The sequence below is a fragment of the Pararobbsia alpina genome, assembly GCF_902859895.1.
Classification (GTDB): Bacteria; Pseudomonadota; Gammaproteobacteria; order Burkholderiales; family Burkholderiaceae; genus Pararobbsia; species Pararobbsia alpina.
This window is the reverse complement of the sequence record NZ_CADIKM010000012.1, coordinates 103,303-126,421: the sequence shown is the minus strand read 5'-3', so window position 1 is coordinate 126,421 and position 23,119 is coordinate 103,303. Positions and strand designations below refer to the sequence as shown.

Here is a 23,119-nt window from a genome sequence, read left to right as displayed (position 1 = left end):
CTTTCAAAAGCGCCGAGCAAACGGGAGACTTGCCTCACCGCCGTCGCGATGCCTGCGTTGGCGGTGCTGAAGCCGGACTCGCGAAATGACCTGGTGTCCAGCGTCATGACAAATGCGTTGCTCCGCGATAGCGCGGAAGACCGCGGCGAGAAGATTCATTACATAAGCAGCGGTGCAAGGCCGCTGCACAGAAGGAGCATGCTGGACTCATGAACGGAATATCCAAACAGCCCGCAGTTGGGGGAAACGCGCCGCATCGACGGGGTATCGTCGCGAGCCTGGTCTATGTGTTCGAGCAGGTCATGCCCGACCCCTTCGTGCTGTCGATCGGCCTCACGCTCGTCGTCGTGCTGCTTTCTTCGTTCTTCGCGCCGCACGGTTCGCCAGCGACCATCCTCGACTCCTGGTACGAAGGCACCTTCAAGATCCTCGGCTTCGCGTTGCAGATGATCCTGATTCTCGCAACCGGCTATGCCATCGCCGCGGCACCGGTCGTCCAGCGCGGCTTGAAAGCATTGGCCGCCGGCGTGCAGACGCCCGCGCGCGCCGCCTTGCTCGTGTTCCCGGTCGTCGCGATCGCAGCCTGGCTCAACTGGGGCCTCGGTCTGGTCGTGGGCGCGCTGCTGTCGCGCGAAATCGCACGGCGCTCGCGCATCGACTTCGCTTGGCTGGTCGCCGGCAGTTATTCGGCGTGGTCGATCTGCAATAGCGGATTGTCGAGCTCGATCGCCCTCTCGCAGGCCTCGCACGGCAATGCGCTGAACCTCGTCGAGAAAGCCACCGGCCACGTCGTGCCGCTCAGTGAAACGATCTTCGCACCGTTCGTGCTGATCCCGACCGTACTGGTCGTTATAGTGATGGGTGTGATCTTCGTGCTGATTCATCCGAAGGACGACGATGTCGCACCGTTCGTCGATCGCCCCGAAACGGTCGAGGCCGACTCGCATTCGCGCGACTCCGCGCCGAACTCGTTCGCTTCGCGGATCGAACATTCAGTGATCGGTACTCTGCTGCTGCTCGCGCTCGGCGTCGGCTACCTCGGCATGACGTGGAGCACCAAGGGCTTCGAACTCGATATCAATGCAACCATTCTGATCTTCCTGCTGATCGGCCTCGCCTTGCAGCGCACACCGATCGCCTACGCGGAATCGATCCGGCGTGCGGCCGCGCAGACCGGTCCGATGCTGCTCCAGTACCCGGTGTATGGCGGCATCATGGGCATCATGACGGGCACGGGGCTCGCCTCGGTGATCGCCAAGGCCTTCGTCGCGATCGCCACCCCGGCGACGCTCGCGGTCTGGAGCTTCCTGAGTTCGCTGATCATCACGCTGCTGATCCCGAGCGCTGGCGGTCACTGGGCCGTACAGGGACCGTTCGTGCTGCCCGCCGCACTGGCAATCCATGCGCCGGTCGCACGCACGGCAATGGGCGTGGCCATGGCGGAGAACGTCTCGAACATGCTCCAGCCGTTCTGGGCCGTGCCGGTCGTCGCGATCGCGGGCATCCGCATTCAGCGCGTGATGGGCTATACGGCCATCACATTCGCGGTATCGCTCGTCATCTACGTATTGGCGCTCTGGCTGATTCCCTGATTCAATACCGCATTCCCAACCTGTGACATCCCCGAGGTAAGCGAGTGAAGCTGATCGATACGACCGGACTGGCCGCCGCCGCCGCGCAGTTCGCCCATGAGCGGGACTGGGGCCCATATCACTCGCCCAAGAATCTCTCGATGGCATTGAGCGTCGAGGTAGCCGAGCTCGTCGAGATCTTCCAGTGGTCGACCGAGGACGAATCACGAGCAGTGATGGAGACTGGCGAGGCTGATCATGTTCGGCAGGAGCTTGCGGACATCGCGATCTATCTCGTCCAGCTCTGCAATGCGATGAAGATCGATCTCAACGCGGCTGTCGAGGCCAAGCTGGCAATGAACGCGCGGAAGTATCCGGCACCCGATCGGTGCTGATCGTACGTGTGCTCGCGTTTGCGGGTAACACGACGGTGACCGCCTGCGGCCGTGGCCGGCCTCCATGCCTGCGGCCGTCACCGTGGGCAGCAAATCTCGATACCCGATGCCCTGGCCGATCTTTGTCCCTCTAGCGGCCGAACGGCATCATCCGGCTAAGCAAGCCGTCACGATCGATCACCAGGTGTTTGAGCACGGCCAGCAGATGAACGCAAATCGCGCCGAGCAGGATCCAGTCGAGTGTGATGTGGACCTGCTTGAGCACATCGCGCAGTACAGGGTCTTTGGCGATGACGACCGGCAACTCCACGAGGCCAAGATAGACCACCGGCACACCCGCGGCACACGTATAAAAATAGCCCGACACGGGAACTGCGACCATCAGGATATAGAGCAGGAAATGAACGACATGCGAAGCACCGCGCTGCCAACGCGCCATCCCGGCCGGCAAGGGAGGCGCACGGTGTGTGAGGCGCCAGATCGTGCGCAGCACGACAAGCGCAAACACGGTCACGCCGATCCATTTATGCCATGAAAAATATTTGAGCTTGGTCGGCGTGAAGCCAGGAATATCCGTCATCACGAAACCGATCCAGAACGCGCCTGCGATCAGGATCGCGATCAGCCAATGCAAGGTGATCGCAGGGCCCGTATAGCGATCGACGGCGGGTCTTGCGCGAAATTGAGTCATGGTCGGCACCTCGACGCAGGGTCTTCAACGGCCAGCCGGTCACGTCGCCCGGCATGTGGTAGGCGTGCGCCAGGCAGCCCAGACGTGTCTGAGTTGTATGTGCGCCGAACTATAGCGCATGTGTTCGCGACATCGTTCCAATTGAACTTCGGCAAACCATTTCCCTTTATTTGTAATACAACTTTAATTAACCTGTCTATCTTGCATAGGGTACGAAATGGCAAGGACTATGGCCATAAGCCCGGTCTACCTGCAAAAATTTAGCCTGGCCGGATACGCTCAAGCGGGCAAGGTTGTCTTACACTTTGCGCATTAAACCTACAAAGCTTTCAGAGCCATGACCGAACGTCCGTCGACGGTTCTCCCGGACCGCATCTATGCCGACATCCTCACCCGGATCATCGAGGGAGAGTTCAAGGAAGGCGATCGCCTGCCCACCGAGAACGAACTCGCGGAGCGGTTCACGACCTCCCGCCCGACCATCCGCGAGGCACTCGCGCGCCTGCGCGCGGACGGCATCGTGGTCACGCGCCATGGCTCGGGCACCACGGTCGCGAAACGCCCCGATCCCAATGTACGACGCTTTGCGCCCCTCGAGACCCTCTCGGATATCCAGCGCTGCTACGAATTCCGCAGTGTCACCGAGGCCGGCGCCGCGGCGCTTGCCGCACTCAAGGCCGATGACGAGGATCTCACAAGGATCGACGCGGCCTACGAAGCGCTGCAGGAAGTCGTGAAGGTCCAGCAACTCGGTGCGAAGGACGACTTCCAGTTCCATCTGGCGATCGCCCGGGCATCGAAGAATCCCTTCTTCGTGACGGTGCTGTCGTTTATCGAGGAGCAGGCGACATTCAGCATGAACCTGTCACGCAATCTGTCGCTCGTCAAAAGCGCGGAGCGGCAGCGGCTGGTCCAGCAGGAGCATCTGGCCGTGCTCGAGGCGATTCACGCGCGCGATCCGGTCCGCGCGCGCGAGGCGATGCGCACCCACCTCGAGAACGCACGCGACCGGATGTTCGGGCAGTAAGGGCGAGTCTCCAGTCGAGTCTCCAGTCCCGGGGAATCTCCGCGCTCAGTGAATCTCCGGCTCGCCGTTCGGTGCGGCCCGCTTCACATCCATGCGGACATCCGCCCGGCCATCCTTGCGGCCTGACTGTGAGGAACCCGCGGCCGGCCGTGCCGCCGCACTTGCCGCATCGGCCTGCCGCTCCGGCTCGACGTGGTCCGTCTCGAGGAAGTCGAAGTCACAGCCAACGTCCGCTTGCTGGATATGGGCCGCGTAGAGCACGCCATAGCCCCGCGTGAATTTGCTCGGCGGCTGCACCCACGCGGCCCGGCGTTGCGCGAGTTCCGCCTCGGACACGAGCAGGTTCAGCTTGCGGGCCGCAACATCGAGTTCGATCAGATCGCCTTCGCGCACCAGCGCGAGCGGACCGCCGACATGCGACTCAGGCGTCACATGCAGCACGCAGGCGCCATAGCTCGTGCCGCTCATGCGTGCATCGGAGATGCGCACCATATCGCGTACGCCTTTCTCGAGCAGTTTCTTCGGCAATGGGAGCTGGCCCCATTCGGGCATGCCCGGCGCTCCGAGCGGCCCCGCGCTTTGCAAGACGAGCACCGAGTTCTCATCGACATCGAGCGCCGGATCGTCGACGCGCGCAGCCATGTCGTTGTAGTCCTTGAACACGACTGCCTTGCCCGTATGCGCAAGCAGATGCGGCTCGGCGGCAGCAGGCTTGATCACCGCACCACCCGGGGCGAGATTGCCATAGAGCACGGCCAGACCATCGGACGCAATGAGCGCCTTGTCCTTGCTCAGGATCACATCGTCGTTGAACACTTCGGCTCCCGCGATGTTCTCGCCCAGGGTGCGGCCGTTGACGGTCAATGCACTGCCGTCGATCAGATCGCCTAACTGGACGAGCAGCGCACGCAGGCCGCCCGCATAGTAGAAGTCTTCCATCAGATACTTGCCGGCCGGGCGAAGATTCGCGAGCACCGGCGTGCGGCGCGCCAGGTCGTCGAAGCGCTTGAGATCGAGGTCGATGCCGCTGCGGCGAGCCATCGCAATCAGGTGGACGACCGCGTTGGTCGAGCCCGACAGCGCAAGCACCGTCGTCACCGCATTGTCGAACGAGGCAGGGGTCAGCAGGTCGCTCGGCTTCAGATCCTCCCACACCATCTCGACGATACGGCGGCCGGTCAGCGAAGCCATCTGCGCATGGCGCGAATCCGGCGCGGGAATCGACGAATAGCCCGGCATGATCAGGCCGAGCGCTTCGGTCGCGCTCGTCATCGTCGAGGCCGTGCCCATCGTCATGCAATGTCCCGGCGAGCGCGCAATGCCGCCTTCGATCTCCTGCCAGTCTTCCTCGGTGATCTTGCCCGCACGAAGCTCGGCCCAGTATTTCCACGTATCGGAGCCGCTGCCGAGCGTCACGCCGTTCCAGTTGCCGCGCAGCATCGGGCCGGCCGGCATGTAGATCATCGGCAGGTTCATCGAGACGGCACCCATCACGAGCGCAGGCGTGGTCTTGTCACAGCCGCCCATCAGCACACAGCCGTCGGCGGGATAGGCGCGCAGGATCTCCTCGGTCTCCATCGCGAGCAGATTGCGATAGAGCATCGTCGTCGGCTTCTGAAAAGGTTCGGACAGTGTCATGGCCGGCATCTCGACCGGAAAGCCGCCGGCCTGCCAGACGCCGCGCTTGACCTCCTCCACACGCTGCTTGAAATGCGTATGGCAGGGATTGATGTCGCTCCAGGTGTTGATGATCATGATCACCGGCTTGCCTGCGTACTCTTCGCGGCCGAAGCCCATCTGCGCGGTGCGCGACCGATGACCGAACGAGCGCAGGTCCTTGACGCCATACCAGCGATGGCTGCGAAGTTCTTCGGGGGTTTTTCTGGGTTTCTGCTCGGACATCGCGGTTTGTCTCCTGGTCCCTGCATGGGGCGACGGCAACGGCCGAACACGCCCTGATGACATACGTCGGCCGGCCGCCTGGCGCCCGAAAGCTTCTCTTTGAAGCTGATGTTGTCATACAAGTTGTCGCAACGTCAATTCGGACCGATCCTGACCACTCCCTCGCTACCCGCTCGCGAAACGCCCGGCACACTCCTCGCCTACAATCGGTCTTTGGTCGCGCAGCCGTGCTGCAAGACATCACTCATTGAACGACGAGGTTACAGTTGCAAGTCACCGGTGAAATGTTGATCGGCCGATCGGCCGTCCTCGGGTCGGAAGGAACACAACGGGCCCTGAACCCGGCCCTGAACCAGGAAATGGAGCCCGCCTTCGGTCTCGCCGCGCAAAAGGTCATTGCGCAGGCCTGCGAGCTCGCCGGCGAAGCCTTCGATTCGTATCGCAACGCCACGCCGGAAGTTCGCGCGGCCTTCCTCGAAGCCATCGGCAAGAACATTCTCGCGCTCGGCGACACACTGGTCGAACGCGTCATGGCGGAAACGGGTCTGCCGCGACCGCGCATTGAAGGTGAACGCGCGCGTACGGTCGGCCAACTGAACCTCTTCGCATCGGTGGTTCGCGATGGGCGCTGGCGTCAGGCCACGCTCGATTCCGCATTGCCGGGCCGCACGCCACTGCCGCGTCCGGATCTGCGCAAGCAGCATATTCCAGTCGGCCCGGTCGCGGTATTCGGCGCGAGCAACTTCCCGCTCGCCTTCTCGGTCGCGGGTGGCGACACGGCCTCTGCGCTGGCCGCCGGCTGCCCGGTGGTGGTCAAGGCTCATCCCGCGCATCTCGGCACTTCGGAACTGGTCGGCCGCGCCATCCAGAAGGCGGTAACGGATGCAGGCCTTCATGAAGGCGTGTTCTCCCTGATCTATGGGCAGGGCAACGCGGTCGGCGAGGCACTCGTCTCGCATCCGGCCATCCGCTCGGTCGGCTTCACGGGCTCGCGCGCGGGGGGCATGGCATTGGTTCGCCTGGCTGCACAGCGACCCGAACCGATTCCCGTGTTTGCGGAAATGAGCAGCGTGAACCCGGTGTTCGTCCTGCCCGCGGCATTGAAGACTCGGGCGGAAGACTTCGCGGTCCGGCTCGTCGAGTCGCTGACGATGGGTGTCGGACAACTCTGCACGAATCCGGGGCTGATCATCGCGCTCGAGGGCGACGAATTTGACCGCCTGCGCAAGGCACTCGCGCATGCCGTCGAGCCCAAACCCGCGGGTACGATGCTGACCCCAGGCATACACCAGGCATATGAACGGGGTATCGAAAGGCTCGCGATCCATCGCGGCGTGTCGCCGGTCGGACGCGGCCAACCCGCTGCGCCTTCGGCCTGCGCGGGACAGCCGGCGATCTTCGAAACCGATGCACGCGCCTTCCTCGCGGCCAAGGATCTCGAGCAGGAAATCTTTGGCCCGGCGACGCTGCTGATCCGCTGCCGCGACGAAAGCGAGATGCGGGCGGTCGCCGAGTTTGTCGAAGGACAACTCACCGCGACCCTGCATCTCGAGGAAGCCGACATCGAGATCGCGCAACGCCTGTTGCCGACGCTCGAACGCAAGGCGGGACGAATACTGGTCAACGGTTTCCCGACCGGTGTCGAAGTCTCGTACGCGATGGTCCATGGCGGCCCGTTCCCGGCCACTTCCGATAGCCGCTCGACGTCGGTCGGCGCAAGCGCGATCGATCGCTTCCTGCGGCCGGTCTGCTACCAGGACCTGCCTGCCGCCTTGCTGCCCGAGGCTCTGCAAGATGCCAATCCGCTATCGCTGTGGCGCCTGCGCGATGGCAAGCTCGTGCAAGGGTGAAGCGGCCATGATCATTGAACCCAATCGTCGTTATCGCGATCCCGCGGTGCGTTCACTCGACCCGCGCTTCGATGACCTGCGTCTTTCGAATGCCTCCGTCGAGCATCTGTTCGACGGATGCCGCTGGTCCGAAGGACCGGTCTGGTTCGGCGATGCGCGCTGCCTGTTGTGGAGCGACATCCCGAACAACCGCATCCTGCGCTGGGATGAAGCGAGCGGCCAGGTCACGCCATGGCGCACGCCCTCGAACAATGCGAACGGCCATACACGCGACCGGCAGGGGCGGCTCGTCGGATGCGAACATCTGACGCGGCGGGTCGTGCGCACGGAATACGACGGCAGCATCACCGTGCTGGCCGATCGTTACAAGGGGCGGCGCCTGAATTCGCCGAACGACGTCATCGTCAAGTCGGACGGGTCGATCTGGTTCAGCGATCCGACCTTCGGCATCAGCGGCTTTTATGAAGGAGAATGGGCGGAATCTGAACTCGCTCCGGCCGTGTACCGGATCGATCCCGTTTCAGGCGAGCTCATGATGGTTGCAGATGGCATTGAGGGACCGAATGGGCTCGCGTTCTCACCCGACGAGCGCACGCTCTATATCGTCGAATCGCGCAAGAAGCCGCGCGAGATTCTTGCGTTCGACGTCGCCAGCGATGGCATTTGACTGAGCAATCGCCGTGTACTCATTGACGCGGGCGACGGTACGCCAGATGGTTTTCGGGTCGATGTGAAGGGCAATCTCTGGTGCGGCTGGGGAATGGGTACCCCTGAACTCGATGGAGTGCGCGTGTTCACCGCGCAAGGCGAGCCGATCGGCCATATCGCTCTGCCGGAGCGTTGTGCGAATCTGTGCTTCGGGGGACGCCATCGCAATCGCCTGTTCATGGCCGCGAGTCACGGGCTGTATGCCTTGTACGTGAATACGCAGGGCGTGGCAGGGGGATAGGAAACGAGGCCCGCGTCACGGGACGCGATGAGACGCGACGCGACGCGGGCGAAAAAACTATAATTGCTGCACTGGCACATACCGCTTCGGGCGTGCCTTGTTCCTGCGGGGTATCGTGCGAGCGTCGGCAAGGCACGATACGGCGGCTCGGCGGGGACTTCTCGCGCGATGGAATGACGAAGGATGTCGTCTCGGCGGTGCGCGGTGAGTCTCGGCAAAATTTGCTGCATGATCAGCAGTACGCGACATGATTGAGTGCAGAACGCTTGCTGACCGTAGAGATGGCTTGGAGTTGGCTCAATGAAAGCCAGTCCCGCTACCCTGTGAGGGTACGAACAGTCCAGGCACGAGAGGGTCAGATGATGGCCTGGCGGCTGTTCGTCGCCGCCCATGAACCGAACCACATACGCGTCGCCGATCGCGCAGCCGTTCCAATGAATTCGCCTATGCACACCAAAGTCGGTCTGTCGTCGTTTGCTTTTCTTGTTCTCTCGAGCAGTGTGCTGGCGGTGCTCGCCGGCTGCTCAACGCCCAAGCCCATTTATCAGACCGAGCAGTTCGACAGCAAGGCCAGCCCCTTCGCGCGCAACTTCGACTCGAGCGCCGCCGGCACCTGCCAAGCCGCGCGCCGCGCATTGCTGAGCCAGGGCTATATGACGACGTCGACGCGCTTCGACCTTGTCGATGGCAGCAAGAATTTCCAACCGACTTCCGATACGCACGTAACGATCGAATTTCATGTGGTCTGTACTTCGGAGGATCCCGATAGTCCGACCAGCACCGCCTATGTAAGCGCCGTGCAAGATCGCTACACGCTCAAGAAGAGCACGACATCGGCGAGCGTGGGCCTGAGCGTGCTCGGTTCGATCTCGCTGCCAATCGGATCGAGCGATGACCAGATGGTCAAGATCGCGAGCGAGACGATTCCGGCGGGCGTGTTCTATGACCGCTTCTTCAATCTGGTGAAGTACTACATCGCGACGGCACCGGAAAAGCCGGCCCTCGTGAAGCCACCGCCTCCGCCGCCGCCGATGCCCGAACCTGTCAAGCCGATCAAGGCACCGGCAAGCGGGGAGCCCGCGCCTGCCACACCTGCGGCAGGCGCGACGGTCGGTGCGGTGCCCCCGGCCGGAGAAACCCCGGTAGCCGGAACGAGTGGAAGTTCGCCTCACGCGGAAAGCGCAATCGAAGCGAACGGCGCAAAGGGTGCGGGTGCTGCGCAAGACACGCCGGCATCAGCGAGCCCAACCGCTGCGGCTAGTTCGGTCGCGCCGGCGAATACCACTGGCCAGCCGAACTAAAAGAGCCTCGCAGTCCTGACGTTCAGACCGGAAGCACCCTCGATGCGAGGGTATAGGCACACTGCGGCCTCCGACCAACGTTGAGCACCTGAAGGAAAGCCGATGAAAGAATCGGCCCGAAACAGCCTTGCGGCATGCGCGGAGGTGCTCGCTCGCCTGCTCGCGGACAAAAAAAAGGGGGCCGCACAGGCGGCCCCGAAAGCACACTCGCAGCACAGGGGAAGCTGCAGGAACAAGTTTGCTTTTGGATTCTTAAGTCAGTCTTAGGATGCAGGGAATTTAACGGGGCACGATAGCCGCCATTATTTCAACTCAATACGAGACGCCTCGGCCCTAGTCCGGGATTTGACATCAACACCCGCACCGCATCGGCCTTGATACAGCAACCGGCCGGTACGGCTAGGCATCTGCCGCGCGACACACCGCGGCGAGCTTGTTCCCATCCGGGTCGCGCACATAGGCCACATAGAAGGTCGGCCCATAGTGCAATCTCACGGCGGGTACCCCCTCGGAAAGCCCTCCATGAGCGAGCGCCGCCTGGTGAAACGCATCGACCGCAAGACGCGAGGGCGCCTCGAACGCGATCATCGTGCCGTTACCGGCCGTCGCCGCCTGCTTGTCGAACGGTTTGCACACCCACAAGGCAAGTTGCTCGTTCCCGCCGTCCTCATATGTCCCCCAGCCGACCCACTCGAACCACTCGGTCACCCCTCCTTCCGTGCAGCGGCGATGGCCGAGCGCGGCCATCACGGGATCGTAGAACCGTATCGAACGCGACAAATCATTGCTGCCAAGCGTGACATAGGTGAACATGCGGGCTCCTTCAGGCAAGAGCGTCACTTTTGCAAATTGCGGACATTTGCACAACAATGCGTTCAGCCTGGTGCGATTCGCAAGCTTTCCAACGACTGCCCCTGCGCCCACGGCGTGAGCAAACTCATTCTTTGACATCCTTCCCCTATCGAAGGAGCCTGATGGCCGAGGCTTCTCGGAGACACTGATGAATGTGATGATCTTCGGCGCGACCGGAATGGTTGGACAAGGTGTGCTCCGTGAATGCCTGCTCGACGCCCAGGTCGCCCAGGTACTGAGCGTCGGCCGCAATGCGGCGGGAACACGCGATCCGAAACTGCGCGAGCGGGTTCATGCGAATTTATTCAACTATACGGGTCTCGACCACGCGCTCAGCGGCTTCGATGCCTGCTTCTTCTGCCTGGGCGTCTCGTCAGTGCGCATGACCGAGCACGACTACGCCCATCTGACGTACGACCTGACCATGGCCGCAGCCCGGACGCTGGCGCCGCTCAACCCGCAGATGACCTTCGTTTATGTAACCGGCACCGGTACAGACAGCACCGAACATGGACGCACCATGTGGGCACGCGTCAAAGGCAAGACCGAAAATGCTTTGCTGAAGCTGCCATTCAAGGCCGCATTCATGTTCAGGCCCGGGATCATCCAGCCGCTGCACGGCATCCGTTCGAAGACGCGGCTCTATCAGTTTTTTTATTCGGCACTCGGGCCCCTCCTCAGCCTCGCGCGCGCCGTCGCCCCGAAACACATCACGACGACCGAACAAGTCGGTCGCGCGATGATCGCGGTCGCTCGCCGTGGCTATCCGAAGCCCGTGCTCGAGAATCCCGACATCAATTCCCTCTGAGCGCCTTGCCCTCCTACACCCTGCAATCCACCGTCACAGTCGAACTCGAGATTCGCAAGAGCCGTTTTATCGGCATCGCGACACCGGTTGCCGATCGCCCGGCGGCCATGCTCGTGCTCGAGCAACTGCGCGCCGAACACCCCGGCGCCACCCATGTGTGCTGGGCCTTGCTCGCGGGCGGCCAGTCGGGCATGTCCGATGACGGCGAGCCCTCAGGCACCGCGGGACGGCCCATTCTCGAAGTCCTGCGGCACCACGATCTCGACGGCGTACTCGCCGCCGTGGTGCGGTACTACGGCGGCATCAAGCTCGCGCGGGCGGCCTCGTGCGTGCCTATACGGACGCGATTGCGAACGCCATGCAGAGTGCGCAACGTGTCGAGCGCATCGCGTATACGGAGCTTGCGATCGAGATCGATTACTCCGACGAAACGCGGGTGCGCCACTGGCTCGACCAGCATGGCCATACGCTCGCGGCCAGTGCCTACGGCATGAAAGTCGGGCTGGTCGTGCGCTTGCCTGCTTCGACCGAGGCCAGTGCACGCAACGAACTACGCGACCTCACGCATGGCCGTGGTGTGTTCAGGGACGTGGAGTGAAGTCCTGCGGCCGCGCTTGAATCTGCGATAATTCAAGTCTCGGATGAACGCGCGGGCCACGCGAGATGTCTGCTGGAAAATCGGCAATCTGCTTAAAACTTAAGCAAATCCGCATACCGATAGTCCAACTGACACATCGAAATAGCGTGATTGGCCAAAAAAACGCGTTTCACGCTATCCGAATTGGCGCAAAACGGCAGAGGAAACCGCGAGGACGTGTATACTGCGCGTTCTCGTCTCCGCGATGAAAGACTGGCGGATGACCCCTGCCGATTGCGATCGGCAATTTGAGCACCCCCCTGACATTCAACTGAAGGATTGCATGACGACCGTTCATATCAAGGAAAATGAGCCGTTTGACGTAGCGCTGCGCCGTTTCCGCCGTACCATCGAGCGCAATGGCCTGATCACCGAACTGCGTGCGCGTACCTCGTACGAAAAGCCGACGACCGAGCGCAAGCGCAAGAAGGCTGCTGCTGTCGCCCGTCTGCGCAAGCGCCTGCGTCGCGATCAGTTGCCGAAGAAGATGTATTGAGCGTTTCGATGCACGACGCGAGCCAGCGTTCATCGGCTTGCGTGCTTGCGTTGTAACCGCTGTGGATCGCAGGAACGTGCCGGTGAATCATGCGAATTCGCGCCAGCGAATTTCGTCTCCCGGACGTGACCTGCGGTGCATTTGAAGTGTGTGCACCCTTCAGGCTTCATCCGGTAGTTCGTCCCCGCGCCGATCGACTGTCCAACGTCACCGTTTGAATGAGTGTGACGCGCTTTGGCACGTCCAGAATTTCTCGCTACGCATATTCAGGTCCTTCGTTTTCGAGTCATCCCCATCCCGATTCAAAGCGTCTGCACGTGAGGTTTGCTGGCCTGCGCGGCGGCAGCACGAATGGATGTTGAACCACTCGCACCGCCGCCTCCCCCTGTAAAGGTTCGCTTCGAGCGTCAGGCCGAGTACGTCTTGCGCCAGCTGAATTGCGGCTGGTAGCCGAGGATGCGGCGAGCCTTTTCGATCGACAGCAGCGTGTCGTTGGGTCCTTTCGGTTCGGTGAACGGTACCGTCGGGAAAAATTCGGCCACCAGTTCACGATTCGAACGCGTCATCACGGTGTCGGCATTCGCAATGATGAAATGGTCGGCACCTTTCAACGGCGCTTCGAGCGCGCGCCGGACGGCCTGTGCACCGTCGCGCGCGTCGATATAGCCCCACAGGTTCCACTTGCGCGAGGCCGGCTTGTCATCGAATGGAAACGCACCATACTCGGACGGCTCAAAAACGTTCGAGAATCGCAGCCCGACAATCTTGAGCTCGGGGTCCCAGCGACAGAACTGCTTGGCCATCTCCTCGCCGACCAGCTTCGACAGGGAATACGCCGTTTCGGGCCGCGGCTCGCATTCCTCGTCGATCGGAATGCGCTGGGGCGGGATGTCGAGTGGCAGGCCGAGCAAGGTTTCGCTCGACGCCCATACGACGTTGCGGATCTTCAGCCGCCGCGCCGCTTCGAACACGTTGTAGGTCGTCATCGTATTCGTGCGAAACAGCACGCCGTTGGGCTGCAAGCCGGGCGCCGGAATCGCGGCCAGATGCACGACACCATCGACGCCGTCGAAGCGGTCATCGACCTGCGAGAGGGCCTCGATGGTCTGCCCGAGGTCTTCGAGATCGACCTTGACGAAAGGGCAATTGCGCTGCGCCGGGAGCGCGGCGTCGACGTTGACGACGTCATAGCCATGTTCGAGCAGGTCAGCCACGCAAGCCCGACCGAGCTTGCCGCTGCCGCCTGTCACTACGATCCTTGCCATACATTTGTCTCCTGTGGGTTGTCGTGCGATCGTTAGCGTAACCGCGATTCGCGTCGGCCGTTTGAAATGAACTCACGTGCGCCCAAAGCTTCGGCCCCGATGAATCGAACCCGTTGGCCCCGAGATCGCCTATCCTTGTTGTCGAAAAGCGCACGCTCGCGTGCCGGCGGTCTCCACGAAGCGATTTATGGGATGCTGGAACCCGCACAATGCGCCCGCCACTCCTGGAGCCCATATTGTTGAACCGAGAGCAACACGTCGATCTAGCCCGCAACCTTCTGGTCATTGTGATTCTGTCTGCCCTCGCGGCCGGCAGTTTCTATATCCTGAGGCCGTTTATCCCAGGGCTGATCTGGGCGACGATGATCGTCGTCGCGACCTGGCCGCTGATGCTGGGACTCCAGCGCCGCCTCGGCAACCGGCGCTGGCTCGCGACCACCCTCATGCTGATCGCGCTGCTGGTGGTCATCGTGCTCCCGATGTACGAGGCGATTTCAACGCTCGCGCTCCATGGCGGCGACATCATGGACTCGATCAAGGCACTGCCGAGCTATTCGCTGCCGCCGCCGCCCAGTTGGGTCACGGACATCCCCCTGATCGGCATGCGGATCGCGCAAGAATGGCAGAGACTGTCGGATGCAGGCCCTGGCGGCATACTCGCGACCCTCGAGCCCTACATCACGGTTGCGGCGCGCTGGTTACTCGGCCATGCGGCGGTCGTCGGCGCTTTCGTGATCCATATGTTCATCACGCTGATCATCAGCGGTATTCTCTATATGCACGGCGAGGCTGCCGCCGGGATCGTGATGCGCTTTGCGAGCCGTGTCGCGAAGGAGCGCGGAACGGCTGCGATCCGCCTGACCGGTCTCGCGATCCGCGCGGTCGCGCTCGGCATCATCGTGACCGCGATCACGCAATCGGCGCTCGGCGGCCTCGGCCTGTGGATCTCCGGCGTACCGGGCGCGGGCATCCTGACCGCCCTGATGCTGATGTTCTGTCTCGCGCAGATCGGCCCGCTCCCCCCGCTGCTCGGCGGCATCATCTGGCTGTTCTGGCACGATGCGCATGTCTGGGGCGTGCTGCTGATCATCTGGACGGTGCTCGTCGCGATGCTCGACAATGTGCTGCGGCCGATGCTGATCCGGCGCGGCGTCGACCTGTCGATGCTGCTGATCCTCTCGGGGGTGCTCGGCGGAATGTTCGCGTTCGGGATCGTCGGGCTCTTCATGGGTCCCGTGATCCTGGCCGTGACCTACACCTTGCTGCGCGCGTGGATTGACGACATGCCCCAGCAGCACTCGGACGATCCGGTGGTCGAGGCACTGCTCGTGCCGTCCGTCGACGAACCGAAGGACGACTGAGGCGAGCCACCGTGGCGGCGGACCGGTCCTAGCGTTGCTCGAACCGGTCGTAGCGGCGCTCCGCGTAGCTGCGCTCGCTTTCGAGCGCCATCACACGGGCCGCGGGCGGCCCGCGCCGCATGAACTCCAGCATCCGGTCGACCTGATCGGGCGGTCCCTGGACGACGGCCTCGACCGTGCCATCTTCCATGTTCTGCACCCAGCCACCGATGCCGAGTTCATGCGCGCGGCGAACCGTCGAGTTGCGGTAGCCCACTCCCTGCACCCGTCCCTGGACGCGGACGTTATACGTCTCGACACGTTCTTCGAGCCCTCTGCGCATCGTTGCTTCTCCCTGCATGTTCGTGGTCGGCGATATTCTAGGACGTCTGGGGCAATCGCGAAGGTCAGGACCTATAATCCCGCCGAACAACCGGAGACGACGTGGGCATCAAGAAACTGGCGAGCCATCTGAACTTGTCGATCGCGACCGTCTCACGCGCGTTGAACGCGAGCGACGAAGTCAGCGCAGCGACCCGCCAGCGCGTACTCGAGGCGGCCGCGGAACTCGGCTACTCACCCAACAAGGCCGCCGAGAGCCTTCGCAAGGGCCGCATCGACACGATCGGCCTGATGCTGCCGATGCGAAATCCCGAAGAAAACTACACACTGTCTCTGTTTCTCACGCTGGCCGACGGCATCCAGGCGGTGCTGGCCCAGCACCAGCTCGACCTCGCGATCTATCAGAGCAATTCGGATGAAGACGAGCTGGGCCGGCTCAGGCGGATCGTCGAGCGCCGCCAGGTCGACGGGCTGATCGTGTCCGGCACGCGCCGCCACGACGCGCGTCTCGACTATCTCGCGAAGCAGAAATTTCCCTTTGTCGCGTTCGGCCGCAGCGACTCCGGCGGCGACCATGCATGGCTCGACCTCGACTTCGAAGCAGCGGCGCAGGAGGCCATTGCGCGACTGGTGGGCTTCAGGCATCAACGCATCGCCATCGGCATGCCGGGCCAGGATGCGATGCAGGCGCATGTCTATCTCAAGGGCTACAAACGCGCGCTGAGGCATTTCGGACTGCGCTTCGACGCTTCGCTCGCGTTGCATGACGAGCTCAGCGAACGCGGCGGCTATCGCATCACGGAGAGGCTGCTCGCCTCGCCGACGCCGCCCACCGCGATCCTGTTCCAGAGCGATTGCATGGCGATCGGTGCGTACCGCAAGCTCAGCGAACTCGGGCTGCGGCCCGGCAAGGACATTGCGATCAGCGGCGGCGTATTGACCGGCGAGATGCCCGACTACCTGTCGCCACGGCTCACGGGCTTCTCGATCCCGGTCCGAGAACTCGGCATGCGCATGGCCGAGGCGATCCTCGCCAGGCTCCCGGGCACGCGCACTCATGACAAGCGCGTGCTCGTACAGGAGGTCTGGCCGCTGCAGTTCAAGGCGCGGTCGAGCGATGCGAGCGAGGAGAAGTAGCACGGGCGGCGCTTGACCCCGTTGCGTATTCCGACTCGTTTGAACCTCGTTTGAATATAGAGGGAGGTCCGCGCGTACCGCCGCGCTTGTCGTGGTTCAACTTCCGCATGGACTTGGCGCCCGTGACCCGGCAGCACGGATCGATGTTTACCCGCGGCCTCCCGCGCGACCCGCGCACGCGGGCGCGCTTCTCTCCCCCTCCGGAATCCTTGTCGGGCAAGGCTCCCGCGCCGAGTTTGCGTCAATGCGCCTCTTACGTTTTCGCCGTTTTGCGCTTGCGATTCATCGCGCCAAGGCTTGACATCGCTCCTTACCGGGACAAGAATTCGCAGCGTTCCCGGAAACGTTTCCGGAACCGTTCCGGCACCAGTCCCGCGGAACGCTTCCTGGACCGGGTCAAAAGAAGTGCGCCAAACGAGCGCCCCTATCTACAAAACCTGGAGGAGCACATGAAACGAACTCTCACCGCGACCTGCGCGGCGATCAGCGTTGCCGTCTCGATGTTCTCGATGACCACCGCGGCTCAGGCGGCCGATCAGCAAACGCTGAGCGTGTGGACGGTCGACGAACCGAATCCGTTCACGGAACACATGGCCAACGAGTTCGCCAAGCTGCATCCCGAAGTCAAGGTGCAGATCCGCCGCGTGGGCTTCGCAGCGCTCAACGACGAAGCGATGCGTGCGGTCATGTCGGGCAATGGTCCCGATGTCGTGCCGGTCGACAATCCGAACACGGCGATGTTCGCTGCACGCGGTGCGCTGCTCGATCTGAACCCGTACCTCGCGAAATCGAAGGTTATCGACGCCAAGCAGATCTACCCGGGCCCACTTGCCAACGCCACCTGGGACCATAAGGTCTACGCGATTCCGCGGGGCGCGAATACGCTCGCGCTGTACTACAACCAGGATGCCTTCAAGGCCGCGGGCCTCGATCCGAGCAAGCCGCCGCAAACGTGGGACGAGCTCTACGCCGACGCGAAGAAGCTCACGGATGCATCCAGGGGCGTCTATGGCCTCGCGTTCTCGGCGATTGGCACGGAAGAGGGCACGTTCCAGTTCCTGCCGTTCATCCAGACCACCGGTGCCGACTGGACCTCGCTCGGCTCGGCCGGCGCGATCCGCGCGGCGCAGTTCTGGCAAAAGCTGCTCGACGACAAGGTCGCTTCGCCCGATACGCTTTCGCATTCGCAATCCGAAGCTGCCGCGACGTTCATCAACGGCAACGCCGCAATGGACATCGATGGTCCCTGGGAACTTCTCGCGGTCTCGAAAGGTGCGAAGTTCAAGTGGGCGGTCGCGCTGCTGCCGGTCGAGAAAGCCGGTTTGCCGCGTGCCTCGGCGCTGGGCGAACAGAATCATGCGATTCTGAAGACCAGCAAGAACCCGGCACTGGCCTTCGAATTCCTCGAGTACATGTATAGCCAGGGCGGCCGCGACTGGAACGAGTACGGCATGCTGCCGCCGTCAAAAGACGCGGTCACGAAGGACCCGAAGTGGCCCGAGGGTTATGCGGTCTTCAACGAGCAAATGCAGTATGCGCGCGGCCGTGGTCCGAACCCGAACTGGCCGCAGATCTCGAAGGCGATCTACACGGCCATGCAGCAGGTACTCACGCATCAGGCCGATGCGCCCACGGCCATGAAGGCCGCCGCGACTGAAATCGACAAAGTCACGAAGAAGTAGGCAGGGCACGATGCGTTTTCGACTCATGGCGGCCACGATGCTGTTGCGCGCCATGGGTCGAAGCCGCGATGTCGCGGTTTGTCCGGACGAATTCCCGTGGAAGCAAGATGAACAAGCTGCTCAGCCGCGTTCAAGGCCGCAACGGCTTTGAAATCGCGATGGCCTCGCTGGCCCTGCTCTATTTGTTGCTGTTCGCCGGCATCCCGCTGGTCTACAACCTCGCGCTGTCGTTCCAGCAAGTCGACCTGATGAGCCCCGCGTTTCTCGTGCGACCCTTCGCGGGCCTGAGCAACTACATCGACGTGATGGCGCGGCCGGAGTCGCGCATGGTGGTCGTCAATACGATCCTGTTCGTCGGGCTCTCGCTGGTGTTTCAGATCGTGATCGGCTTGCTCCTGGCCGTGCTTTTCATGCAGCGCTTTCCGGCCGCATCGTTCATGCGCGGCCTGTTCCTTGCCGGATGGATCATGCCCGGACTCGTGGTCGGCGCGATCTGGAAGCTCGTGTTCGCGGGCGACTATGGCGTGCTCAATCATGCCTTGATGTCGATCGGCCTGGTTCACGGCAAGATCTTCTGGCTGTCCGATACTCACTATGCGCTGTTCGCGGTGATTATCGCGAACGTATGGCTCGGGGTGCCTTTCAATATGCTGCTGCTTTCGGTCGGCCTGCTTGGCATTCCTGCCGAGATCTACGAGGCCGCAAAAATGGATGGCGCAGGCCCGATTCGCCGCTTCTTCTCGATGACCTTGCCGATGATGCGCTCGACACTCGGCGCGGTCGTCTCGCTCGGCGCGATCCTCACGATGCAGCAGTTCGACCTGATCGCCGCGCTCACGCAGGGTGGTCCCGCGAATGCCTCCGAGGTCGCCCAGTACTGGTCCTGGCAGCTCTCCTTCCAGACCTTCGAAGTCTCCCAGGGCAGCGCGGTCGCCACCGTCATGCTCCTGCTCGTGCTCGTCGTCGCCATCGTCTACGTGCGCTCGATCCGTCACGAGCAACTGGCCTGAGGGCGAGCGCCATGAAGAAAACGATCCTTTTCGTCATCGCCCTCGCCGTCACCGCGCTCTATCTGTTCCCGCTCTACTGGATGTACGTCACCGCCTTCAAGAGCGCGGCCGAGATGTTCCGCTATCCGCCCACGCTCTGGCCCCTCGCGCCTCAGTCGCATTTCGTCGCGACCTTCGTCGACCGCCAGATGGCCAACTACCTCTGGAACTCCTTCGCGATCGCGTGTGGCACCACCTTCGCCACGATCGTGCTCGGCACCGGCGCTGCCTATGCGCTCGCCCAGTCCCAGAACCGCATCACCGGCATCGCGATCTTCGCCGTGCTCGTGCTCCAGGCGCTGCCCTCCTCGCTGATGGTCACGCCGTTGTTCACCGCCTTCAAGTCCCTCGGTCTGCTCGCGACACCCCGCGTGGCCGTGGTGCTCGCACAGATCGCCAAGACCCTGCCCTTCTTCATCGTGCTGTGCCGCTCCAGCTTTGTACAGGTGCCGCGCGATCTGCGCGATGCCGCACTCGTCGACGGCGCTACGCCCGCGGGTGCGTTCTTCCGCGTCGTACTGCCACTCGCGGTCAACGGCATCCTCGTGAGCGGCATCCTCGTGTTCCTGCAGTCCTTCGGCGAATACGTCTATGCGCGCTCGCTGATTCTCGACGACAGCTATCAGACCGCGACGGTCGGCCTGTCGGCCTTCGTCGGCGCGACCAACACCGACTGGATCGGCATCATGACCTACTCCGCGATCTACGTGACCCCGATCCTCGGCATCTTCATGCTGCTGCAACGCCGCATCGTCGGCGGACTCACCGCGGGCGCGCTCAAGTAAGGAAGACTCGCCATCGCCATCGCAACATCGCTTATCGAAACGAGACAATCCATATGAAAATCAGCGACGGTAACTGGCTGATCCACGAAGGCTTGCAGGTTCTCTATCCGGTCCATGTGCACGACGTACAGCTAAGGGGGAAGGAACTGCGGGTCCACGCCGCGCCGCGCGACGTGAGTTCGCGTGCCTTCCAGCTCGATACGGCACTGCTGACGCTGCGCATCTTCTCGCCGCAGGCGGGCGTAATCGGAGTCAGAATCGAGCGCTATCAAGGGGCCTATCCGGTCGGGCCGAATTTCGAACTCCACTGCGACGAGGATCTCGACGTCCAGACCCGGCTCGACGACAACGAAGCCACCCTGACGAGCGGTTCGCTGACCGTGCGCATCGCACGCCGCGGCGACTGGGCGATCGACTTCCTGCGCGACACTCACGCGAGCGGCGCGGGCGCCGGGGGCGGACCGGTCTTCGAACGCCTGACCGGCAGCGGCGTGCGCGCCGCGGGCCATGTCACTGAAACCGGCGGTGGTACACATGTCTTCGAACGGCTCGACCTCGGTGTGGGCGAGACCGTCTACGGACTCGGCGAGCGCTTCGCGGCCTTCGTCAAGAACGGCCAGACCATCGACATCTGGAATCGCGACGGTGGCACCGGCACGGAGCAGGCCTACAAGAACATTCCCTTCTACCTGACCAACCGCGGGTACGGCGTGTTCGTCAATCATCCGGGCCATGTGGAGTTCGAGGTCGCCACCGAGAAGGTCGCGAAGGTGCAGTTCAGCGTGCCGGGCGAAGGACTCGAGTATTTCGTGATCGACGGCCCCTCACCCAAGGCGGTGCTCGACCGCTACACCCGCCTGACCGGCCGCCCCGCCCTGCCGCCGGCCTGGTCGTTCGGGCTTTGGCTCACGACGTCTTTCACGACCGACTACGACGAAGGCACCGTCAACCGCTTTATCGACGGCATGCGCGAACGTAATCTGCCCCTGCACGTATTTCACTTCGACTGCTTCTGGATGCGCGCCTTTCACTGGTGCGACTTCGAATGGAACCCCGCGACCTTCCCCGATCCCGAAGGCATGCTGCGCCGGCTCAAGGACAAGGGCCTGCACATCTGCGTGTGGATCAATCCGTATATCGCGCAACCGTCGCCGCTTTTCGCCGAAGGCATGGCCCGTGGCTACTTGCTCAAGAAGGCCGACGGGAAAGTCTGGCAGTGGGACAAGTGGCAGCCGGGCCAGGGCATCGTCGACTTCACGAACCCCGCGGCATGCGAGTGGTACGCGGCTCATCTGCGCCGGCTGCTCGCGATGGGCGTCGATTCCTTCAAGACCGACTTTGGCGAGCGCATCCCGACCGATGTCGTCTATCACGACGGATCGGACCCGGAACGCATGCACAACTACTATGCGTTCCTCTACAACAAGCTCGTCTACGACGTGCTCGCCGAGGTGCGCGGTCCGAAGGACGCGGTGCTGTTCGCCCGCGCGGCCGCGGCCGGCAGCCAGCAATTTCCGGTGCATTGGGGCGGCGACTCCAATTCGACCTATGAATCGATGGCGGAAAGCCTGCGCGGCGGCCTGTCGCTCGGACTCTCGGGCTTCGGCTTCTGGAGCCACGACATCGGCGGTTTCGAAAACACCGCGCCCGCGCACATCTACAAGCGCTGGTGTGCGTTCGGCCTGCTCTCGAGCCATAGCCGGCTACATGGCAGCAAGTCGTACCGGGTACCCTGGCTGTTCGACGAAGAGGCTGTCGATGTGCTGCGGCACTTCACCCAATGGAAGTCGCGCCTGATGCCTTATCTGTACGACCAGGCCGCGCTCGCCGCGCAACACGGCACACCGCTGATGCGAGCGATGCTGCTCGAGTTCGCGGAGGATCGCGCGTGCGACTATCTCGATCGCCAGTACATGCTCGGCGAATCGGTGCTGGTCGCGCCGGTGTTCAGTGAAGCCGGCGACGTCGACTTCTATCTGCCCGCCGGACGATGGACGCACCTGTTCACCGACACCGAGGTCGCGGGCGGCAGCTGGCGGCGTGAACGGCACGACTTCATGAGCGTGCCGATCTATGTCCGGCCGAACACGCTGCTCGCGATCGGTGCCGATGCGTCAAAGCCCGACTATGACTACGCGAACGAGGTCGAACTGCGTCTCTACGCGCTCGACGAGGGCGCGCGTGCCGGAGCGACCGTTCGCGATCTCGACGGCGAAGTCCGCCTGTACGCCGCCGCGAGCCGTACCGGCATGCGGCTGAATGTCGAGCTCGAGGGCAACGATCGGCCGTGCACGCTGTCCTTGCAAAATCTCGCGAGCTCGACCATGCAAGTGTTCGCGACTGACACCGGCGCAGGATCAGGCATGGGTTCGGCCAACGCGTCGGGCTCGTTCACGGTCGAATCCGACGCACGTCACACTCACGTGCGGATCGCCGCGAACGTCAAGCGCTTCACCATCGAACTGTAATCCAGCCTCGATTGAGGGACGGTATCATCGAGGGGCCGGACGCCGCAGCCGCGGCGTCCGTGCCTGCCCCAAGAGGATACGTATGCAGCTCTCCCTGCTGTGCGATGTCCCCCAATTCCTGCCCGCGCTTGCGCACGCCCTCCATGAGACCTTCTGGCTGACCGACCCCGCCGCCTCCGTCGCGCGAGCGGGTGAGCGCCTTTCCCTGCGCATGAATGCCGATGCGCTGCCGTTCACGATCGTCGCGCACGATACGGACCTGCTGCTCGGCACGGGCAGTGTGGTCGTCAATCAGCAGCCTGACGATACCGTCCTGCGAGCACTATCCGCATGGCTCTCGGGCGTCTGGGTCGACGACGCCCAGCGCGGCAAGGGCGTCGGCACGGCCGTCATCGATGCGTGCTGCGCCCACGCACGCAAGCTCGGCGAGCCCGCCCTCCTGCTGATGACGGCGGACGAACGTAAGTTCTACGAGAAACGCGGCTGGACAGTGATCGATGCGCTCGCCAGCCCGACCGTCGTCATGCGCCGCTCGCTGCGCCCCACCTAGCCTCCCCATCCCGCACCCGCCC

At 63.0% G+C, this 23,119-nt stretch carries 19 protein-coding genes and 2 pseudogenes; 16 read left to right on the top strand and 5 right to left on the bottom strand.

The genetic code is table 11. The features are described from left to right. The first annotated feature begins 209 nt into the window (after nt 1-209). Together HV670_RS14770 and HV670_RS14765 are read left to right on the top strand one after the other, a co-directional pair. Entirely contained in the window at nt 210-1,592 is a 1,383-nt protein-coding gene (locus tag HV670_RS14770) for a short-chain fatty acid transporter (RefSeq protein WP_175105533.1), read from the top strand. A gap of 44 nt (nt 1,593-1,636) precedes the next feature. Further along, nucleotides 1,637-1,966, top strand: coding sequence for a nucleotide pyrophosphohydrolase (locus HV670_RS14765; RefSeq protein ID WP_175105532.1), 330 nt, complete (start codon nt 1,637-1,639; stop codon nt 1,964-1,966). A gap of 130 nt (nt 1,967-2,096) precedes the next feature. Here the strand turns inward: HV670_RS14765 and HV670_RS14760 are convergent, their stop codons facing one another. After that, entirely contained in the window at nt 2,097-2,657 is a 561-nt protein-coding gene (locus tag HV670_RS14760) for a cytochrome b (RefSeq protein ID WP_175105531.1), read from the bottom strand. Nucleotides 2,658-2,994: 337 nt separating this feature from the next. Here HV670_RS14760 and HV670_RS14755 point away from each other — a divergent pair, with 337 nt between their 5' ends. Beyond that, on the top strand, nt 2,995-3,684 hold the full coding sequence (locus HV670_RS14755) for a FadR/GntR family transcriptional regulator (protein WP_175105530.1): 690 nt from the start codon (nt 2,995-2,997) through the stop codon (nt 3,682-3,684). Between the two features lie 45 nt (nt 3,685-3,729). Here HV670_RS14755 and araD read toward each other — a convergent pair whose 3' ends face one another. Continuing rightward, the gene (gene araD, locus HV670_RS14750) at nt 3,730-5,586 is read right to left on the bottom strand and encodes an L-arabinonate dehydratase (protein ID WP_175105529.1); all 1,857 of its coding nucleotides are present in this window, start codon (nt 5,584-5,586) and stop codon (nt 3,730-3,732) included. 266 nt (nt 5,587-5,852) lie between these two features. Here araD and HV670_RS14745 point away from each other — a divergent pair, with 266 nt between their 5' ends. From HV670_RS14745 to HV670_RS32225, 3 genes and pseudogenes are all read left to right on the top strand, one after another. Continuing rightward, nucleotides 5,853-7,436, top strand: a complete 1,584-nt coding sequence (locus tag HV670_RS14745) for an aldehyde dehydrogenase (NADP(+)) (protein ID WP_175105528.1) — start codon at nt 5,853-5,855, stop codon at nt 7,434-7,436. Nucleotides 7,437-7,443: 7 nt separating this feature from the next. Further along, nucleotides 7,444-8,385, top strand: a pseudogene (locus tag HV670_RS14740) (SMP-30/gluconolactonase/LRE family protein). A gap of 446 nt (nt 8,386-8,831) precedes the next feature. After that, nucleotides 8,832-9,686, top strand: coding sequence for a DUF2242 domain-containing protein (locus tag HV670_RS32225; RefSeq protein ID WP_175105527.1), 855 nt, complete (start codon nt 8,832-8,834; stop codon nt 9,684-9,686). Nucleotides 9,687-10,085: 399 nt separating this feature from the next. Here the strand turns inward: HV670_RS32225 and HV670_RS14730 are convergent, their stop codons facing one another. Further along, nucleotides 10,086-10,499 carry a VOC family protein gene (locus HV670_RS14730; RefSeq protein WP_175105526.1) on the bottom strand — a complete coding sequence of 138 codons (414 nt, stop codon included), beginning with the start codon at nt 10,497-10,499 and terminating at the stop codon, nt 10,086-10,088. A gap of 187 nt (nt 10,500-10,686) precedes the next feature. Between HV670_RS14730 and HV670_RS31020 the strand changes: the two genes are divergently transcribed. The 3 genes and pseudogenes from HV670_RS31020 to rpsU all read left to right on the top strand — a co-directional run bounded on the left by HV670_RS31020 (nt 10,687) and on the right by rpsU (nt 12,479). Then, nucleotides 10,687-11,346 carry a Rossmann-fold NAD(P)-binding domain-containing protein gene (locus HV670_RS31020; RefSeq protein ID WP_246257433.1) on the top strand — a complete coding sequence of 220 codons (660 nt, stop codon included), beginning with the start codon at nt 10,687-10,689 and terminating at the stop codon, nt 11,344-11,346. 5 nt (nt 11,347-11,351) lie between these two features. Then, nucleotides 11,352-11,944: pseudogene (locus HV670_RS31015) on the top strand (IMPACT family protein). A 322-nt stretch (nt 11,945-12,266) separates the two neighbouring features. Beyond that, on the top strand, nt 12,267-12,479 hold the full coding sequence (gene rpsU, locus HV670_RS14720; RefSeq protein WP_175105525.1) for a 30S ribosomal protein S21: 213 nt from the start codon (nt 12,267-12,269) through the stop codon (nt 12,477-12,479). 407 nt (nt 12,480-12,886) lie between these two features. On the opposite strand, the gene HV670_RS14715 is transcribed toward rpsU, so the two are convergent. Next, a complete protein-coding gene (locus HV670_RS14715; RefSeq protein ID WP_175105524.1) occupies nt 12,887-13,744 on the bottom strand; it encodes an NAD-dependent epimerase/dehydratase family protein in 858 nt (285 codons plus the stop codon). 239 nt (nt 13,745-13,983) lie between these two features. On the opposite strand from HV670_RS14715, the gene ydiK reads away from it, so the two are divergent. Next, on the top strand, nt 13,984-15,105 hold the full coding sequence (gene ydiK / locus HV670_RS14710; RefSeq protein WP_246257431.1) for an AI-2E family transporter YdiK: 1,122 nt from the start codon (nt 13,984-13,986) through the stop codon (nt 15,103-15,105). 28 nt (nt 15,106-15,133) lie between these two features. Here ydiK and HV670_RS14705 read toward each other — a convergent pair whose 3' ends face one another. Further along, nucleotides 15,134-15,427, bottom strand: a complete 294-nt coding sequence (locus HV670_RS14705) for an acylphosphatase (protein WP_175105522.1) — start codon at nt 15,425-15,427, stop codon at nt 15,134-15,136. 101 nt (nt 15,428-15,528) lie between these two features. On the opposite strand from HV670_RS14705, the gene HV670_RS14700 reads away from it, so the two are divergent. From HV670_RS14700 to HV670_RS14675, 6 genes are all read left to right on the top strand, one after another. Beyond that, nucleotides 15,529-16,563, top strand: a complete 1,035-nt coding sequence (locus tag HV670_RS14700) for a substrate-binding domain-containing protein (RefSeq protein ID WP_175105521.1) — start codon at nt 15,529-15,531, stop codon at nt 16,561-16,563. A 449-nt stretch (nt 16,564-17,012) separates the two neighbouring features. Further along, nucleotides 17,013-18,245, top strand: coding sequence for an ABC transporter substrate-binding protein (locus tag HV670_RS14695; protein ID WP_217478424.1), 1,233 nt, complete (start codon nt 17,013-17,015; stop codon nt 18,243-18,245). Between the two features lie 107 nt (nt 18,246-18,352). Continuing rightward, the gene (locus HV670_RS14690; protein ID WP_175105520.1) at nt 18,353-19,255 is read left to right on the top strand and encodes a carbohydrate ABC transporter permease; all 903 of its coding nucleotides are present in this window, start codon (nt 18,353-18,355) and stop codon (nt 19,253-19,255) included. A gap of 11 nt (nt 19,256-19,266) precedes the next feature. Beyond that, entirely contained in the window at nt 19,267-20,079 is an 813-nt protein-coding gene (locus HV670_RS14685; protein ID WP_175105519.1) for a carbohydrate ABC transporter permease, read from the top strand. 53 nt (nt 20,080-20,132) lie between these two features. After that, complete coding sequence (gene yicI / locus HV670_RS14680) at nt 20,133-22,547, top strand: alpha-xylosidase (RefSeq protein WP_175105518.1); 2,415 nt, start codon at nt 20,133-20,135, stop codon at nt 22,545-22,547. Nucleotides 22,548-22,629: 82 nt separating this feature from the next. Next, nucleotides 22,630-23,097, top strand: a complete 468-nt coding sequence (locus HV670_RS14675; protein WP_175105517.1) for a GNAT family N-acetyltransferase — start codon at nt 22,630-22,632, stop codon at nt 23,095-23,097. Nucleotides 23,098-23,119: the final 22 nt, after the last annotated feature.

Bases quoted from the DNA above. Each gene is read 5' to 3' on its own strand.
- HV670_RS14770 (WP_175105533.1), top strand. From the start codon at position 210: ATGAACGGAATATCCAAACAGCCCGCAGTTGGGGGAAACGCGCCGCAT.
- HV670_RS14760 (WP_175105531.1), bottom strand. From the start codon at position 2,657: ATGACTCAATTTCGCGCAAGACCCGCCGTCGATCGCTATACGGGCCCT.
- HV670_RS14755 (WP_175105530.1), top strand. From the start codon at position 2,995: ATGACCGAACGTCCGTCGACGGTTCTCCCGGACCGCATCTATGCCGAC.
- araD (WP_175105529.1), bottom strand. From the start codon at position 5,586: ATGTCCGAGCAGAAACCCAGAAAAACCCCCGAAGAACTTCGCAGCCAT.
- HV670_RS32225 (WP_175105527.1), top strand. From the start codon at position 8,832: ATGCACACCAAAGTCGGTCTGTCGTCGTTTGCTTTTCTTGTTCTCTCG.
- HV670_RS14730 (WP_175105526.1), bottom strand. From the start codon at position 10,499: ATGTTCACCTATGTCACGCTTGGCAGCAATGATTTGTCGCGTTCGATA.
- HV670_RS31020 (WP_246257433.1), top strand. From the start codon at position 10,687: ATGAATGTGATGATCTTCGGCGCGACCGGAATGGTTGGACAAGGTGTG.
- rpsU (WP_175105525.1), top strand. From the start codon at position 12,267: ATGACGACCGTTCATATCAAGGAAAATGAGCCGTTTGACGTAGCGCTG.
- HV670_RS14715 (WP_175105524.1), bottom strand. From the start codon at position 13,744: ATGGCAAGGATCGTAGTGACAGGCGGCAGCGGCAAGCTCGGTCGGGCT.
- HV670_RS14705 (WP_175105522.1), bottom strand. From the start codon at position 15,427: ATGCGCAGAGGGCTCGAAGAACGTGTCGAGACGTATAACGTCCGCGTC.
- HV670_RS14695 (WP_217478424.1), top strand. From the start codon at position 17,013: ATGAAACGAACTCTCACCGCGACCTGCGCGGCGATCAGCGTTGCCGTC.
- HV670_RS14690 (WP_175105520.1), top strand. From the start codon at position 18,353: ATGAACAAGCTGCTCAGCCGCGTTCAAGGCCGCAACGGCTTTGAAATC.
- HV670_RS14685 (WP_175105519.1), top strand. From the start codon at position 19,267: ATGAAGAAAACGATCCTTTTCGTCATCGCCCTCGCCGTCACCGCGCTC.
- yicI (WP_175105518.1), top strand. From the start codon at position 20,133: ATGAAAATCAGCGACGGTAACTGGCTGATCCACGAAGGCTTGCAGGTT.
- HV670_RS14675 (WP_175105517.1), top strand. From the start codon at position 22,630: ATGCAGCTCTCCCTGCTGTGCGATGTCCCCCAATTCCTGCCCGCGCTT.